Below are 15856 nucleotides of genomic sequence, written 5' to 3' on the forward strand. Positions count from 1 at the left end.
TCATTCTTTTAACTTCTCTTTTAGGTAATCAACCAACTCGTCTATTTTAACCCTAATCTGCTCTCTTGTATTTCTCTCTCTAACAGTTACAGTTTTATCTTTTAAAGTTTGTCCATCCACTGTTATACAAAATGGAACTCCAATTTCATCAGCCCTCATGTATCTCCTCCCAATTGCTCCACTGTCATCATACTCAGCTATAATACTACTTTCTCTCAACATCTGATTAATCTCCTTAGCTATCTTTGGCATGTCATCTTTATTAACCAAAGGCAAAACATAAGCTTTTATAGGAGCAATTGATGGCTTTAAATCTAAATAAACCCTATCCTCTTCCTCCCTATATGAGTGCTCTAAAAGGCAGTAGGTAATTCTATCAATTCCGTAAGATGGTTCAATAACATGTGGAATAACTTTCTCTCCTTTAATAACTTTTTTAACCTTTTTAATTTCAACGTAGTCCTTTAAAATCTCAAATTCCTTTCCATCAATGTTTATTATTACTTTTCCATTATTTTCAATGTTTTTAACAAACTCTTCTTTCTCTTTTTCACTTAGGTTGTTTATATATGCTTCAATTGCCTTTGTGTCTTTCTTAAATATCTTTCCAACAACTTTGTAGTTTAAATTTATTTCGTAGGTCTCTATCTCTCTTTCTTCATCAAGCTCAACAAAGATAGATAACTCAACTCCACTATGGGCTGAGTGGCTTCTTAAATCGTAATCGGTTCTATCAGCTATACCAACGCACTCAATCCATCCAAACCTCTCAGTGTATATTTCAGCATCCCAACAGTCAATGGCATAGTGGGCCATCTCATTTGGTAAGTGTTGCCTAAATCTAATTTTGTCTTTATCAATTCCTATTGCCTCTAAAAACCTCTTTGTTAAGGCAATAAAGTAGGCAATTGTTTGATGCCTTATAATTCCTTTCTCAACTGCCTCCCCAATACTTATTTTAATTACCTTTTCATCTTCTTTTAGATTTTCATCCATCTGTCTCTCAGCAGGTAATAAAGGAACTACTTCATCCTTAACTAAATCAAATTTTTCATGCTCTTTTTTCTCTGGATGAACAAAGTATTCAATCTCTGCCTGGGTAAATTCTCTCAACCTAATAACTCCCTGTCTTGGGGAAATCTCATTTCTATAACTTTTACCAATTTGAACAACACCAAAAGGTAACTTGTTCCTAAAAAATTGGGCTAATCTTCTAAATTGAATAAATATTCCCTGTGCTGTTTCAGGTCTCATATAACCAGTTCTCTTTCCTCCTGGACCTATGGAGGTGACAAACATTAAATTAAATTTTTTAACTTCTCCAAGCTCTCCTCCACACTTTGGACATCTTACATTATACTTTTTTATAAGTTCATCCAACTCCTTTAATGTTTTCCCCTCTGTATCTACATCCACAAACTCCTCAATTAAATGGTCAGCTCTAAATGATTCTAAGCAGTTTTTACATTCAACAATTGGGTCTGTAAAGTTATCAACGTGCCCAGATGCCTTTAAAACTTCGTAAGGTGTTACTGTTGGGCTCTCAATCTCATAAAATCCTTCTTTAACAATATATTGCTCTCTAAACTTTGATATGATGTTATTTTTTAATAAACATCCTAATGGACCGTAATCAACAAATCCAGCAATTCCTCCATAGATTTCAAATGAACTCCATAAATAACCTCTTCTTCTTGCCAAATCCATAATCTTTTCATAGACATCTTTTTCCATTCTCTCACCAAAGTATTGTATCTCCCTTATCTATCCTATCTAATATAAATATCATCAATGATGAAGCAATTAAATCAGCAGTAGTTCCAGGATTTAATTTATTTCCTTCTTTTGATAAGTATTTATCAAACTCTTTAACTTTATCTTCGGTGAAATTATTTAAAACTTTTTCAGCCATTTTAGAAACTTTTAAAGCAGTTTCAAAACCTTTCTTTCTTGCAATCAATGTATCAGGATATTTAGCCAATAGGTTTAAAAATGTTTTTGTTACGGCTAAGTTGATATTGTTAAATTCTTTATAATACTCTTTTAATAAATTATAGCCCTCAAATGAGATTTTAAAGTTATCAACCCACTCTTTACTTATATTATCCCATTCTGCAGATATTTTATAAACATCCAAAAGAGTTAGTTTTTTTTCAATAAGCTCCTTTTTTGCCTCTTTTGATGTAACGTCTGGACCTTTTTTTGGCTTATCAACATAAGCCATCGCTATATTTATAGCATCATAAACATTTAAAGCATCTTCAACGGTTGTATTTTCAACAATCTTCTTTAAATTGTTTTTTAATTCATTTTCATCAAAATTTTCTAATTTTCCAGCAGCCATGGCTATAGGGATATGTAGCATTATAATCCCTAAATTTGCATTAGTTGGAGACCATTTTCTGCTTTCAATAACCGCCTTTTTAATGTATAAACCAACATCCCTATCTTTTTGAGCCGCTTCATAAACAACGTTTCCAAACGCAATTCCAGAGTTTATAAAGTGGTGGTATTTAATATCCTTATAATCCCTATTTCTATGAACATTTCCAGGTTTAAAAGAGCTAACCTCCAAACAACATGCAATTTGAGAGGCTTTCATTATGTCAAAAGGATTCATGCTTTCACCAAAGTTAATAAAAACTTTTTAAATTCTTCAAAAGCCTTTTTTCTATGAGATATTTCACTTTTTTCTTCTGTAGTCATCTCTGCAAAAGTCCTCTCCTCTCCTTCTGGGATAAATATGCTATCATAAGCAAATCCATAACCCTTACTTCTAATCTCTTCTGAAACTCTTCCTCTAACAATTCCTTTAAATAATTTAACTCCATTTTCGTCGCAGTAGCCAATAACTGTTTTAAAATAGGCATTTCTGTTATCTTTATCTTCCAATAATTTCAAAATTCCTTCATTTCCTATTGTTTCTTGAACAAATCTTGAATAAGTGCCAGGAAAACCATTCAACGCCTCAACAAAAAAACCACTATCTTCAACAATAACTGGTTTTTTTAATATATTATAAACCCACTTTGCTCCAAATTCAGCAACCTCCTCCAAAGTTCCCTGAATTTCAGGATATTCAATCTTTATTTGCTCAATTTCCACATTTTTTAAATCTTTTAAAATAATGTTTGCTTCTTTAATTTTGTTTATATTTCCTGTGGCAAAATAGATTTTCATAATCTCACCAAATTTATAGGGAATGTCTCCCCAGTTTAACACCCTCTATCATCCTTTAGCTCTGCTATGTCAAGAGGGCTAACCCACTGGGGAGTATAAACCTATTAGTTATATAGTTTATTTAAAATTTTTTACTGGTTTAAATATAGGGTTTACCTTTCTATAGCCATTCATCTAAAATTGCCACCCTTTTAGATTTTATATTTAGTTTTGAATCTTTTTTATTGCCTTTTGGTGGATTAAGTTTTTTAAATTCTAAGTTTTCCTCTTTTAACAGTTTTTCAGCTCCTGTAGTCAAAGAAGGAGCTACTAAAATCCCTCTAATTTCATCTTCACCATATTTATTTTTAAAATATTCTACATACCTTTTTAATTGGGAAACTGCCTGCAAATCGGCTCTTCTCCTTTTTAACTCTAAAATAACTCATTTATCATTTTTATCCTTACCTAAAATATCAATAATTCCCGTAGGAATTTGGTATTCCCTTGATAGAGGTTTAAAACCCTCTTCAATTAAATTAGGATTTTTAAAAAATTAACTCAGCCATTTCAGCCTCACTACCCGTTAGATTTAACTCCTCACAATCATCGCATTTAAATGCACATGCATGATAAACATTTGAGATAACAACCTTCAACTCCTCTTTTGGCTTTTGCCTAATACTTTTTAAAATAAAATTATCACCTTCAATGCTCAAAAATATTTTGCTCCCTGGAGGTTGCCAATTCACTGGCTCTCTCTTTTTATCCTTGTGAATTAAAAAAGTTCCATCAGGTTTTATTATAATAACCCTATCTCCTTCTTCTAACTGGCTTTTAGCCCTGCCATCATAAAAAACTCTACATCTCGCCAATAATATCAAAATATGACTAGGTATGAGCTTATAAAATCTTCTAAATCTTTGTTGGCAGGGTTTGTTATGTGCAAAACCCTTTCCAACTATCACCACCTAAAAATAGAATCATAATTTTAAATTAATGGATATAGTGTTCCAAAATAAAAAATGGTGCAGGGGAGGGGATTTGAACCCCCGAACCCCTTCGGGACCGGATCTTAAGTCCGGCGCCTTTGGCCAGGCTTGGCGACCCCTGCACCGCAAGCGAATTATAGAATAGATGAACTCATATATATACTTTTCGGTTCTATGCCAAATATAAACTAAAATATACAAATAACTTAGATACATAATGAAATCTGTTTTATGGAAATTTAATTGAGGTAAAGTATGAAAAAGTTAAAGAGGATGACCTTAATCTTATACAACTCTTACGACAAAACGAGGTGGCATGAAGCCCATAAAAGGGCTATAGCAAGAGCAGCTCCAATATGTTATGCCTTTGATTGCAACTTGGCAATAATGGACTTTCCATGCGAGATGGAGGATATTTTAAATATAAAAACAACCATTGGTAATTCTGGAGAATACTTGGAGAAATTAATTGAAAAAAATAGATTTTTTATCGTTGATAAGTTCCTACCCCAATTTGGGATTCCAATAGCTTCAACATCCAAACCAGATGAGAAAAAGGCTATAACCCCATTAGACACTGCCTATTTATTGAAGAAAAAGCCTGTTGGAATATATGTTGGTCTAGGGAGGCACGGGCTTCCAAAGGATATAGTTGAATCTTGTAGCTACCATTTGGATATAACCGAAAAGAGGGTGTCTTTGGAAACTTGCACAGCCATTGGTTGTATTCCAGCTGTTATATATACTTATACCAAATATCTTTGATATCTAAAAATAGCAATAAACTCAAGAATAAAAAATTTTATATACTTGCTTCATTTTTAAAATATTACCAATAATTGCAGGTGGAAGTATGAGCGTTAGTGTTATGGAGGCAATAAAAGAAGTAAAGTTAACTGAAGAACAGGCAGTTAAAGAAATAGAGGAGGCAAAAAATAAAGCTGAGCAGATAAAGGCAGGGGCTATTGAAGAAGCAAAAAAACTCATTGCTGAAGCTGAAGAAGAGGCAGAAAAACTTGTTGAAGAAATGATTAAAAAAGCTGAGGAAGAGGCAAAGAAAGAAGCTGAAAAGATTATGGAAGAAAATGAAAACGAGATTAAAGAGATTATATCAATTGCCAAAGTTAAGATACTTTCATTGAAGCTGTCAGAGATTCTTGAAATCTAAATTAACAAGGTGATTTTAGTGAGACCCGTAAGAATGAAGAAGTTAAAAGCGGTGATATTGGATGAAAAAATTGATAATGTTGTAAGAAGTTTGCATGAAGCAGGGATCGTTGAACTCTGCGATTTATCTGAAAAATTAGAAGATATGGAATGGAAAGCATTACTATCTTCTTCATCATCAGCCGACTATGTTAGAAATGTTACATCATTGATGATAAGGGCAAGCAGAATATTAGATATGTTTTCAAGTGTTAGTCAGAAAGAGACAAGCATAAAAGATATTTTAAATCCAAAACCTGTTGAAAAGAAGAAAGTTTCATTCAGTTCTTATGAGGAGGTTATAGAATACGCTGAAAAAGTATTAAGCGATATTAGTAAAGAAGTTGATGAGCCTGCTGAGAGATTATCAGAGCTTGACAACAAAAAATCTAAGTTATTACAGATGAAAGAGCAAATAACTTACTTAAAAGGTTTAGAGTTTGACTTAAAATATCTCGGCTCTGGAGAGTTTGTATTTATTGGAGTTGGAAGCGTTCCTAAAGAAAAAATTGATGAATTGAAAGCAGAACTTGAAAAAGCTGCAGAAGGATATGTTGATGTATTCGCTGGAAACGAATTTGAAAAAGATAAAAAGATTAGAGTACCAATTGTATTTGTCACATTGAAAGAGAAACTTGAAGACGTTTTATCAGAGCTTAGAAAGTTTGAATTCGAAAGATACGATATAAGCGATGTTGAAGGAACCCCAAGTGAAGCTTTATCAAAGATAGAGAATGAATTAGCATCAATAGAGTCAGAGAGAAACAGCTTGGTAGAGAAATTAAGAGCTTTAGCAAACAAGTGGGAAAAAGAGTTGTTAGTTGTTTATGAATTGTTATCAATAGAGAAGGCTAGGGGAGATGCATATTCACAATTTGGTAAGACCGATAGAACCTACTACATAGAAGCATGGGTTCCTGCAAGAGATGCTGAAAAAGCTAAGAGTTTAATTGAAAACTCAGCTGAAGGTTTTGCATTTGTTGAAATAGCTGAGCCAGATGAGCCAGAAGAGAAGATACCTGTTTTACTAAACAATCCTAAAGCAATTAAACCATTCGAAATGCTCACAGAGATGTACGCATTACCAAAATACAATGAAGTTGATCCAACATTGTTGTTAGTTCCAGGCTTCCTGTTATTCTACGGTATTATGCTGACAGATGCTGTTTACGGTTTGCTGTTGACAATTACTGGTTTATGGATTTGGAAAAAGATGGGTAAAGTAAGTGAAGGAGCTGGAAAACTTGGTTATATATTGACATTGGCAGGGATTGCAACAACAATAATGGGTATTATAACCGGAGGATACTTAGGAGACTTCTTGTTGCAGTTCTTAGGTATTGATTTGTATGAAGCTGGATTAGCATTCATTAACCCACTGGGAGAAAGTAAGTTTGTTCCAAACGGTCCAATTGCAATATTAGAATTCTCCATAGCTGTTGGTGTCCTACACTTATTAATTGGATTGGTAGTTGGATTTGTAGAGAATATGAAAAAAGGAAATAAAGAAGATGCTATATTCAACCAAGGAATATGGATACTTCTAATATTGGCTTTAATCATTGGGTTGATATGCCCAATAAGTCCAATATATGGAGTATCAGCAATAATATGGGGAGCTTTGGTAATTGTTATAGTAATGTGTGCAATTAAAGGGTTCAAAGAAAACGGTGCTATGGGAGCAATGCTGGGAGCTATGGATATAACTGGATTCTTAGGAAACGTTTTATCATACGCAAGGCTTTTAGCTCTCTGTTTAGCTACTGGAGGTTTAGCAATGGCAGTAAACATTATGGCTAAGTTGGTTGGAGATGCTATCCCAGTAGTTGGAATAATATTGGCCATAATCGTGCTCTTGTTTGGGCATGCATTCAACTTCGTAATGAACGGTTTAGGTAGCTTTATCCACTCCCTAAGGTTGCACTATGTAGAGTTCTTCAGTCAGTTCTATGAAGGTGGAGGTAAGAAATTCATACCATTCAAAGCAAATAGGGAATACACAACTGCTTAATTCCCTCTAATATTATTCCAAACCTTTCTAACATCCAATATGGCCTTAAAACAATAAAATATAAAAATAAAAAATACAACTTAAAACTTAATAAAACTGAGGTGATATGTATGGTAGATCCTTTAATCTTAGGAGCTATTGGAGCTGGTTTAGCTGTCGGTATTGCTGGTTTAGGTTCAGGGATTGGAGCAGGAATTACTGGAGCTAGCGGAGCAGGAGTTGTCGCAGAAGATCCTAACAAGTTCGGTACCGCTATAGTCTTCCAGGCATTACCACAGACCCAGGGTTTATATGGATTTTTAGTTGCAATCCTTATTTTGTTCGTCTTTAAAACAGCTTCACCATGGGCAATGTTCGCAGCTGGTTTAGCAGCTGGTTTAGCAGGTTTATCAGCTATTGGTCAGGGGATTGCTGCTTCAGCTGGTTTAGGAGCTGTTGCTGAAGACAACAGCATATTCGGTAAGGCAATGGTCTTCTCCGTCCTTCCAGAGACCCAGGCAATCTACGGTTTATTAGTTGCTATCTTGCTATTAGTTGGAGTCTTTAACGGAGCTGGTGCAACAGAGATAGCTGCTTTAGGGGCAGGGTTTGCAGTTGGTTTCGCTGGTCTCTCTGGTATTGGGCAAGGTATTACAGCTGCTGGAGCTATTGGAGCTACAGCAAGAGACCCAGATGCTATGGGTAAAGGTTTGGTTTTAGCTGTTATGCCAGAGACATTCGCTATCTTTGGTTTGTTGATTGCAATCTTGATCATGCTCATGGTCTAAATTAACCCTTTTGAATTTTTAAAAAATTTTGAAATCTTCTAAACTTAATTTTGATAGGTGAAATTGATGGGAGTTGATAAAATAAAATCAAAAATATTAGAAGATGCTAAAGCTGAAGCTAACAAAATAATCTCACAGGCAGAGGAAGAAAAAGCTAAAATCTTAGAGAAAGCAAAAGAAGAAGCAGAGAAGAGAAAGGCTGAGATATTAAAGAAAGGGGAAAAAGAAGCCGAAATGACCAAGAGTAGAATAATCTCAGAGGCAAAATTAGAAGCAAAGAAGAAGTTATTGGAAGCTAAAGAAGAAATTATAAACATGGCAATAGAAAAATTAAGAGAAGAATTAGCTAAATTACCTGAACAGTCAGAATATAAAGATAAGTTAATAAACTTAATAAAAGATGGAGCTGTTTCATTAGGAGGAGGAGAATTAGTTGTAAGGCTAAACAAGAGAGATATGGATATCATTGACGATTCAGTATTATGGAATTTAGAAAAAGAAGTAGAAGAAATGACAAAGAAAGTAACCGTATTGAAGAAAGGAAAACCAGTAGATATAATAGGAGGATGTATAATAGAAACTGCTGATGGATTGAAGTCATTGGATAACAGCTTAGAAGCGATATTTAACAGAAACTTGGATGTAGTTAGAGCGAGAATTACAGAGAAGTTGTTCTAAAGGTGATGCCTGATGGCGATAGACATTGAAACGTTATTGAACTTAGAAAAATTATATTCAACATTAATGACATATTTCGACAACCCTTTAACATTGCTCATTGTTATTGCAACCATTATCATTGTTCTTATTGTGATTGTATGGATTACAAAGATGGTAATTAATTTAGCTCCTTATGCGTATGTAAATGCAAGAATAAGAAGTAGAGAGGCCAAATTGCTTGATAATGCTAAATTAAACGAATTGATTGAGTCTGGTAGCTTAGAGGAATTGGTCGGAATGTTAGAAGATACCGACTATGGACAGTACATTGTGGAGGTCATGAACGAATTAAAAGACCCTATTGCCGTTGAAAAAGCGTTAGATATGTATTTAGCTGATTTATACGATTTAATATACAGAATATCTCCAGACAGTGCTAAGAAAGTTTTGAGAGTATTTGCCAAAAAATTCGACATTAAAAATATAAAAACATTAATTAGAACTAAATTTGTAGGATTAGGGGCTGAAGAAACTTATTCTCTATTAATTCCATTAGGAAACATCCCAGTTGAGAAATTGAAAGAATTATCTGAAGTAAAAACAGTAGAAGAAGTTGTTAGAGGATTAGATGGAACAGAATACTTTAAAGTATTGCAAGAAGAGTTATCAAATTATGAACAGATGAGTAATATAATAGGGTTTGAATTAGCCTTAGATAAATATTACTTAGAAAGTCTAAGAAAAACAATAATGACTGAAGGTAAAGAAGAGGATTTATTCAGAGAGTTCGTTGGAACATTGATTGATGTAGAAAACTTAAAAGTTATATTGAAAGGTAAAGCTGATGGATTATCAGCAGATGAGATTGGTAAATATGTCTCATTAGCTGGTTATGAATTAGCTGAATGGAAGTTAAAAGATTTAATGAGTACTGGAGGAATTGAAGGAATTTTAAGTGGTTTAGAAGGAACAAGTTATGCTGAAGTTTTAGCTGAAGCTATGGAAGAATTTGAAAAAACAAAATCAATATATGCATTTGAAAAGGCTTTAGATAAATTTGTATTGGAAAAGGGTAAAAAGTTATCAACAAGAAAACCATTTGGTGTTGGACCAATTATTGGTTTAATTGTTAGCAAAGAGCTTGAAGTTAAAAACCTTAAGGCAATAATAAAAGGCAAAATAGAAAACTTAAAGCCAGAAGAAATCAGGGGTTTGCTCATAAACCTTTAATAAAGCTGAAAATTATTAAGGGACATTATGAGGGGCTTTAGCCCCTCCTTAATACATCCGTTTTGGTCAAGCTTTTACAAAAGGTTGGCTTATATCTTTATAGGTGAGATAAATGAAAATTGGTGTTGTTGGAGATAGAGAAACAGCCATTGGCTTTAGATTGGCTGGTTTAACTGATGTTTATGAAGTTAAAAATACTGAAGATGCAGTTAAAGTCATTAACGAACTATCAAACAACGATAATATTGCCTTCATCATTATAACAGAAAGGATTGCTGAAAGTATAAAAGACAAGATAAAAAATATAAATAAGGTCGTTGTTGAAATTCCAGATAAACATGGCAAGCTTGAAAGAGTAGACCCAATCAAAGAATTAATAAGAAAAGCAATTGGAGTCTCAATGAAATAAATTAAAAATTATTTGGTGAGGTAGAGAGTATGCCTGTTGTTGGTAAAATTATTAAAATTGCTGGTCCAGTTGTTGTTGCAGAAGGAATGAAAGGAGCTCAAATGTATGAGGTCGTTAAAGTAGGAGAAGAAAAATTGACTGGAGAAATTATCCAGTTGCAAGATGATAAGGCAGTTATTCAGGTATATGAAGAAACTTCTGGAATTAAGCCAGGAGAACCAGTTGTTGGTACTGGAGCTCCATTATCAGTTGAATTGGGGCCAGGGATGTTAAGAGCTATGTACGATGGTATTCAAAGACCTTTAACAGCAATTGAAGAGAAAACAGGCTCTATCTTCATCCCAAGAGGAGTTGATGTTCCAGCATTACCAAGAGATATAAAATGGGAATTCAAACCAACAGTAAGTGAAGGAGACTACGTTGAAGAAGGAGATATCATTGGAACTGTTGATGAAACTCCTTCAATAGTTCACAAAATCTTAGTTCCTGTTGGAGTTAAAGGAAAAATTGTTGAAATAAAAGAAGGTAAATTTACAGTTGAGGAAACAGTTGCAGTTGTTGAATTAGAAAATGGAGAGAGAAAAGAATTAACAATGATGCAAAAGTGGCCAGTAAGAAAAGGAAGACCATACAAAGAGAAGTTGCCACCAAAAATCCCAATGATTACAGGGCAAAGAGTAGAAGATACATTCTTCACATTAGCTAAGGGAGGAACAGCAGCAATTCCAGGTCCATTCGGTTCTGGAAAAACAGTTACACAACATCAATTAGCAAAATGGTCAGATGCTGACGTCGTTGTTTATATCGGATGTGGAGAAAGAGGAAACGAGATGACAGAGGTTACTGAAGAATTCCCACACTTGGAGGATATTAAGACAGGAAACAAGTTAATGGATAGAACAGTTTTAATAGCCAACACATCAAACATGCCTGTCGCTGCAAGGGAAGCTTCTGTTTATACAGGAATTACAATTGCTGAGTACTTCAGAGATATGGGATACGGGGTTTTATTAACAGCAGATTCAACATCAAGATGGGCAGAGGCAATGAGGGAAATTTCAGGTAGGTTAGAGGAGATGCCAGGAGAAGAAGGGTATCCAGCATACTTAGCTTCAAGATTGGCTCAGTTCTACGAAAGAGCTGGAAGAGTCATCTGTTTAGGAAAAGACAACAGAGAAGGATTCGTCTCAATTGTCGGAGCAGTTTCACCACCAGGAGGGGACTTCTCAGAGCCAGTCACCTCAAACACACTAAGAATTGTTAAGGTATTCTGGGCGTTAGATGCTAACTTAGCAAGAAGAAGACACTTCCCAGCAATCAACTGGTTGCAAAGTTACTCATTATACGTTGACGATGTCACAGATTGGTGGAATGCAAATACAGGGCCAGATTGGAGGCAGTTAAGAGATGAAGCAATGGGATTATTACAGAAAGAGGCAGAGTTACAAGAGATCGTTCAGTTAGTTGGTCCAGATGCTTTGCCAGACAGAGAGAGGGTTATCTTAGAAGTTGCAAGAATGTTGAGAGAGGATTTCTTACAGCAAGATGCATTTGATGAAGTAGACACATACTGTCCACCAATGAAACAATATTTAATGTTGAAGATAATTATGAACTTCTACTACGAAGCTTTAAAAGCTGTTGAAAGAGGAGTTGAGCCAGCTAAGATATTGAAGGTTTCAGTTAAGCAGGATATTGCAAGAATGAAATACATTCCACACGATGAATTCATAAATGTTAAATCAAAAGAAATTATGGAGAAAATTAAGAATGAATTAGGCTCATTAAACTAAATTAATACTTTAAAAACCTTATATAAACTTTTTATAGAGGTGATTACATGGCAACATCATCAGCAATTGAATACTCATCAGTTAAGAGTATTGCAGGGCCATTGTTAATTGTTGAGGGAGTTGAAGGAGCAGCATATGGGGAGATTGTTGAAGTTATCTGCCCAGATGGAGAAAAGAGAATGGGACAAGTATTAGAGGCAAGAGAAGGTTTGGCTGTTGTTCAGGTATTCGAGGGGACAACTGGATTAAACACAAACCAAACAAAAGTAAGATTTACAGGAAAAACAGCTAAGATTGGAGTTTCAATGGAGATGTTAGGAAGAATCTTTAACGGAAGAGGTGTACCAATTGACGGTGGACCGGAAATAGTTCCTGAGAAAGAGTTGGATATTAACGGTTACCCATTAAACCCTATTTCAAGAAAAGTTCCAAGTGACTTCATCCAAACTGGTATTTCAACAATTGATGGAATGAACACATTAGTTAGAGGGCAGAAGTTACCAATATTCTCTGGTTCTGGTTTACCACACAACCAGTTAGCAGCTCAGATTGCAAGACAGGCAAAGGTTAGAGGTGAAGGGGAGAAGTTCGCGGTCGTTTTCGCAGCAATGGGTATTACATCAGAGGAAGCAAACTTCTTCATGGAAGAGTTTAGAAAGACAGGAGCTTTAGAAAGAGCAGTTGTCTTCATCAACTTAGCAAACGACCCAGCAATTGAAAGAATTTTAACACCAAGAATTGCTTTAACAGTCGCTGAGTACTTAGCTTATGAAAAAGACATGCATGTTCTCGTTATCTTAACAGATATGACAAACTACTGTGAGGCTTTAAGGGAGATTTCAGCAGCAAGAAACGAGGTTCCTGGAAGAAGAGGTTACCCAGGTTACATGTATACAGACTTGGCAACTTTGTATGAAAGAGCTGGTAGAGTTAAAGGAAGAGTTGGAACAATCACCCAGATTCCAATCTTAACAATGCCAGATGACGATATAACCCACCCAATTCCTGACTTAACTGGATATATTACAGAGGGACAGATTGTCTTATCAAGAGAGTTGCACAGAAAGGGTATATATCCACCAGTTGATGTCTTGCCATCATTGTCAAGATTGGCTGGAAATGGTCAAGGAGAAGGAAAAACAAGAGAAGACCACAAGAAGGTTATCAACCAGGCATATGCTGCATATGCAGAAGGTAGAAGTTTAAGAGATTTAGTTGCTGTTGTTGGGGAAGAGGCATTGACAGATAGAGATAGGGCATACTTAAGATTTGCAGATGAGTTTGAAGACAAGTTTGTCAGACAAGGAAAAGATGAAGACAGAAGTATCGAAGAAACACTTGACTTATTGTGGGAGTTGTTAGCTATATTACCAGAAGAAGAATTGAAGAGAGTTGATAGAGAATTAATTGAGAAATACCATCCAAAATACAGAAAAAAGTAAATAACTAACTAAAATTTTTTATTTTTTATTTTATTTATATTCATCTTCGTATTCAACAGTCGCATTTTTTATATTAAATTCTTTTCCACCAGATAGCTTTAACCTCATACCTTTACACTTTGGACAGTAAACTTCAAACTCATCCACTATCTCTGCCTCTCCCTCATACCCACAATCCAAGCATTTACATTTTGGTTTTATAAATTCAACATTAATCTTAGCCCCTTCACACACAGTTCCTTCTGCAATCACTTCAAATGCAAATTTTAACTGCTCAACATTGATAAAAGTTAGCTCTCCAACCTCTAAGTTGATTTCACTAACTTTCTTTATTTTTCTTCCTTTTTCTTCCTCTTTTTTTATACTATTTAAAATTGCCTCAAGCATTGCTGTTGCATAAGACAGTTCATGCATTTTATCCCATCTCCAATCCTAATTCTTTAGCAACAATTTCCTTAACCTTTTCTTCCTTATTTTTTGGAGTAAATATTTTGAAGTTGAAAACAGTCCTTATAACATCATCTCCATCAACAACCTTACACTCTCCCAAATAAGCCCTCTGCTTATCAAATCTAACGTAAAATTTGTTATCCTCTACTCTTAAACGTAAGTCTTTTTTTAATTTGTTTAAATTTCTTTCATTTGATTTTATTAAATCCATGATATGCTTAAATATTTTTTTAGCCTCTTTTCCTTCAACACTTACATTTATAATTTTTATTGGATTTCCAAAGTACCCCTGTGTTTCAACAACCTCTAAGTTTATTTTCTCTTCATCAACATCTTCAGGTATAAAAAACTCTATGGCCTCTAAAACCTTATCTTCATCCTCTGTAGCATGCACTATAGCACTAATTTTTATAGAGTTTAGCATAATAACACCTTTAAAAATTTTAAATAAAATAATAAAATAAAAAATGCAAATAAAAAAGTTTAAGCTAAAAATTATTTAGCTAAAACAATCTCAATTGTTGAAACATTAACCTCTTTTCCATCAGGATTCTTTACTTTGTCGGTTCCTATCTCTATCTTCTTAATTTTTATATCCTTTATGAATCTATTCCTTATCATCTCTGCAACATCCACTGCCTTATTAATTGCCTTCCCTCTTGCCTTTATAATCACTTCATCGTTACTTGTTAGCTGTGTCAAAACTGCTACAACGTAGTTCATCACTGGTTTCTTCCCTATCAATACTACATTATCCATACTCTCAACCTTTAGAAGTTATTGAAACATAAATTAGAGATAGCTCATTACCTATTTATATTTTTCATCCAATCAACTACCCTCTTTATTCCTTCTTTTAAATCAACTTCCGGCCTCCAACCTAATGATTTAGCTTTTTTTATATCTAAATAAATCCTATAAACCTCTCCCTCTCTTGCTCTACCATATATTGCATTTCCTTTAAATCCAATCTCATTTTTTATTATGTTGAATAGCTCATTAACTGATGTTTCCTTTTCAGTTCCAATATTAACTATCTCATTCTTCCAATTTAATGCCATTAAATTAGCTTTTGCAACATCTCCAACATAGACAAAATCCCTTGTTTGATTGCCATCTCCAAATATAACAGGACTTTCATTTTTTAACATCCTATCTATAAATATGCTAATAACCCCTGCCTCTCCTTTTGGGTCTTGCCTCTCTCCATAAACATTTGCATATCTTAAAATTGCATACTCCAATCCATAAAGACGGTTATATAGCTTTATATACTCCTCTCCAACGTATTTACTTAAACCATAAGGAGAAAGTGGATTTATAGTGTGAGATTCATCTACTGGCAGATAATTTGGTTCTCCGTAAACCGCTCCTCCAGAAGAAGCAAATATGATTTTATCTATATCGTATTTCCTCATCATTTCTAAGATGTTTATTGTTCCTAAGATGTTTACATCTCCATCGTACATTGGATTCTCAACAGAGTTTCTAACGTTTATCTGAGCTGCTTGATGAAAAACAACATCAACGTCTTTAAAGTTAATTTTTTCATCCAAAGTTTTATCTCTTATATCTGCATTTACAAACTCTGCCTTTGGATTTACATTAGCTTTATTACCAGTTGTTAAATTATCTAGAATAATTACATCATAGTTGTTTTCTATTAACTTATCAACAATATGACTTCCAATAAAACCTGCTCCCCCTGTAACTAACATCATTTTTTCACCAAAAAAT

The 15856-nt window shown here is 34.3% G+C and carries 16 protein-coding genes, 1 tRNA gene and 1 pseudogene; 9 read left to right on the top strand and 9 right to left on the bottom strand.

The genetic code is table 11. The features are described from left to right. The 5 genes and pseudogenes from glyS to MEFER_RS02290 all read right to left on the bottom strand — a co-directional run bounded on the left by glyS (position 1) and on the right by MEFER_RS02290 (position 4273). Positions 1-1734 (bottom strand): glycine--tRNA ligase, encoded by a 1734-nt coding sequence (gene glyS, locus MEFER_RS02270; RefSeq protein WP_015791018.1) that lies wholly within the window; start codon positions 1732-1734, stop codon positions 1-3. A gap of 4 nt (positions 1735-1738) precedes the next feature. After that, the gene (locus MEFER_RS02275) at positions 1739-2620 is read right to left on the bottom strand and encodes a triphosphoribosyl-dephospho-CoA synthase (RefSeq protein ID WP_015791019.1); all 882 of its coding nucleotides are present in this window, start codon (positions 2618-2620) and stop codon (positions 1739-1741) included. Further along, positions 2617-3180 (bottom strand): XTP/dITP diphosphatase, encoded by a 564-nt coding sequence (locus tag MEFER_RS02280; protein WP_015791020.1) that lies wholly within the window; start codon positions 3178-3180, stop codon positions 2617-2619. The genes MEFER_RS02275 and MEFER_RS02280 overlap by 4 nt, the downstream gene beginning before the upstream one ends. A 160-nt stretch (positions 3181-3340) precedes the next feature. After that, positions 3341-4046 (bottom strand): annotated as a pseudogene (gene nucS / locus MEFER_RS08650) (endonuclease NucS). A gap of 139 nt (positions 4047-4185) precedes the next feature. Next, positions 4186-4273: transfer RNA gene (locus MEFER_RS02290), tRNA-Leu, on the bottom strand. Positions 4274-4406: 133 nt separating this feature from the next. On the opposite strand from MEFER_RS02290, the gene MEFER_RS02295 reads away from it, so the two are divergent. The 9 genes from MEFER_RS02295 (at position 4407) to MEFER_RS02335 (ending at position 13669) form a co-directional block, all read left to right on the top strand. Next, complete coding sequence (locus MEFER_RS02295; RefSeq protein WP_015791021.1) at positions 4407-4916, top strand: DUF531 domain-containing protein; 510 nt, start codon at positions 4407-4409, stop codon at positions 4914-4916. 88 nt (positions 4917-5004) lie between these two features. Further along, the gene (gene ahaH, locus MEFER_RS02300) at positions 5005-5319 is read left to right on the top strand and encodes an ATP synthase archaeal subunit H (RefSeq protein ID WP_015791022.1); all 315 of its coding nucleotides are present in this window, start codon (positions 5005-5007) and stop codon (positions 5317-5319) included. Between the two features lie 33 nt (positions 5320-5352). Beyond that, entirely contained in the window at positions 5353-7368 is a 2016-nt protein-coding gene (locus tag MEFER_RS02305) for a V-type ATP synthase subunit I (RefSeq protein ID WP_015791023.1), read from the top strand. Positions 7369-7478: 110 nt separating this feature from the next. Beyond that, a complete protein-coding gene (locus tag MEFER_RS02310; protein WP_015791024.1) occupies positions 7479-8135 on the top strand; it encodes an ATP synthase subunit K in 657 nt (218 codons plus the stop codon). Positions 8136-8201: 66 nt separating this feature from the next. After that, the gene (locus tag MEFER_RS02315) at positions 8202-8813 is read left to right on the top strand and encodes a V-type proton ATPase subunit E (protein ID WP_015791025.1); all 612 of its coding nucleotides are present in this window, start codon (positions 8202-8204) and stop codon (positions 8811-8813) included. 12 nt (positions 8814-8825) lie between these two features. After that, entirely contained in the window at positions 8826-10025 is a 1200-nt protein-coding gene (locus MEFER_RS02320) for a V-type ATP synthase subunit C (RefSeq protein WP_015791026.1), read from the top strand. Between the two features lie 112 nt (positions 10026-10137). Beyond that, entirely contained in the window at positions 10138-10434 is a 297-nt protein-coding gene (locus MEFER_RS02325; RefSeq protein ID WP_015791027.1) for a V-type ATP synthase subunit F, read from the top strand. A gap of 29 nt (positions 10435-10463) precedes the next feature. After that, entirely contained in the window at positions 10464-12227 is a 1764-nt protein-coding gene (locus MEFER_RS02330; RefSeq protein ID WP_015791028.1) for an ATP synthase subunit A, read from the top strand. Between the two features lie 47 nt (positions 12228-12274). Next, positions 12275-13669 carry an ATP synthase subunit B gene (locus tag MEFER_RS02335; protein WP_015791029.1) on the top strand — a complete coding sequence of 465 codons (1395 nt, stop codon included), beginning with the start codon at positions 12275-12277 and terminating at the stop codon, positions 13667-13669. Positions 13670-13699: 30 nt separating this feature from the next. Here MEFER_RS02335 and hypA read toward each other — a convergent pair whose 3' ends face one another. The 4 genes from hypA to MEFER_RS02355 form a co-directional block, all read right to left on the bottom strand. Beyond that, entirely contained in the window at positions 13700-14083 is a 384-nt protein-coding gene (gene hypA, locus MEFER_RS02340; RefSeq protein WP_015791030.1) for a hydrogenase maturation nickel metallochaperone HypA, read from the bottom strand. Between the two features lies 1 nt (position 14084). Beyond that, on the bottom strand, positions 14085-14543 hold the full coding sequence (locus MEFER_RS02345; RefSeq protein WP_015791031.1) for an RNA-binding domain-containing protein: 459 nt from the start codon (positions 14541-14543) through the stop codon (positions 14085-14087). 71 nt (positions 14544-14614) lie between these two features. After that, positions 14615-14878: a DNA-binding protein Alba gene (albA, locus tag MEFER_RS02350; RefSeq protein WP_012979637.1), complete on the bottom strand. Its 264-nt coding sequence runs from the start codon at positions 14876-14878 to the stop codon at positions 14615-14617. A gap of 47 nt (positions 14879-14925) precedes the next feature. Continuing rightward, entirely contained in the window at positions 14926-15840 is a 915-nt protein-coding gene (locus MEFER_RS02355) for an SDR family oxidoreductase (RefSeq protein ID WP_015791032.1), read from the bottom strand. Positions 15841-15856: the final 16 nt, after the last annotated feature.

Origin of the sequence: Methanocaldococcus fervens AG86 (genome assembly GCF_000023985.1) — an archaeon.
Lineage (GTDB): Archaea > AGJL01 > Methanococci > Methanococcales > Methanocaldococcaceae > Methanocaldococcus > Methanocaldococcus fervens.

Coding starts and splice junctions, on each gene's coding strand:
- hypA (WP_015791030.1), bottom strand. CDS start 14,083: ATGCATGAACTGTCTTATGCAACAGCAATGCTTGAGGCAATTTTAAAT.
- MEFER_RS02335 (WP_015791029.1), top strand. CDS start 12,275: ATGGCAACATCATCAGCAATTGAATACTCATCAGTTAAGAGTATTGCA.
- glyS (WP_015791018.1), bottom strand. CDS start 1,734: ATGGAAAAAGATGTCTATGAAAAGATTATGGATTTGGCAAGAAGAAGA.
- MEFER_RS02305 (WP_015791023.1), top strand. CDS start 5,353: ATGAAGAAGTTAAAAGCGGTGATATTGGATGAAAAAATTGATAATGTT.
- ahaH (WP_015791022.1), top strand. CDS start 5,005: ATGAGCGTTAGTGTTATGGAGGCAATAAAAGAAGTAAAGTTAACTGAA.
- MEFER_RS02295 (WP_015791021.1), top strand. CDS start 4,407: ATGAAAAAGTTAAAGAGGATGACCTTAATCTTATACAACTCTTACGAC.
- MEFER_RS02355 (WP_015791032.1), bottom strand. CDS start 15,840: ATGATGTTAGTTACAGGGGGAGCAGGTTTTATTGGAAGTCATATTGTT.
- MEFER_RS02320 (WP_015791026.1), top strand. CDS start 8,826: ATGGCGATAGACATTGAAACGTTATTGAACTTAGAAAAATTATATTCA.
- albA (WP_012979637.1), bottom strand. CDS start 14,878: ATGGATAATGTAGTATTGATAGGGAAGAAACCAGTGATGAACTACGTT.
- MEFER_RS02330 (WP_015791028.1), top strand. CDS start 10,464: ATGCCTGTTGTTGGTAAAATTATTAAAATTGCTGGTCCAGTTGTTGTT.
- MEFER_RS02325 (WP_015791027.1), top strand. CDS start 10,138: ATGAAAATTGGTGTTGTTGGAGATAGAGAAACAGCCATTGGCTTTAGA.
- MEFER_RS02315 (WP_015791025.1), top strand. CDS start 8,202: ATGGGAGTTGATAAAATAAAATCAAAAATATTAGAAGATGCTAAAGCT.
- MEFER_RS02310 (WP_015791024.1), top strand. CDS start 7,479: ATGGTAGATCCTTTAATCTTAGGAGCTATTGGAGCTGGTTTAGCTGTC.
- MEFER_RS02280 (WP_015791020.1), bottom strand. CDS start 3,180: ATGAAAATCTATTTTGCCACAGGAAATATAAACAAAATTAAAGAAGCA.
- MEFER_RS02275 (WP_015791019.1), bottom strand. CDS start 2,620: ATGAATCCTTTTGACATAATGAAAGCCTCTCAAATTGCATGTTGTTTG.
- MEFER_RS02345 (WP_015791031.1), bottom strand. CDS start 14,543: ATGCTAAACTCTATAAAAATTAGTGCTATAGTGCATGCTACAGAGGAT.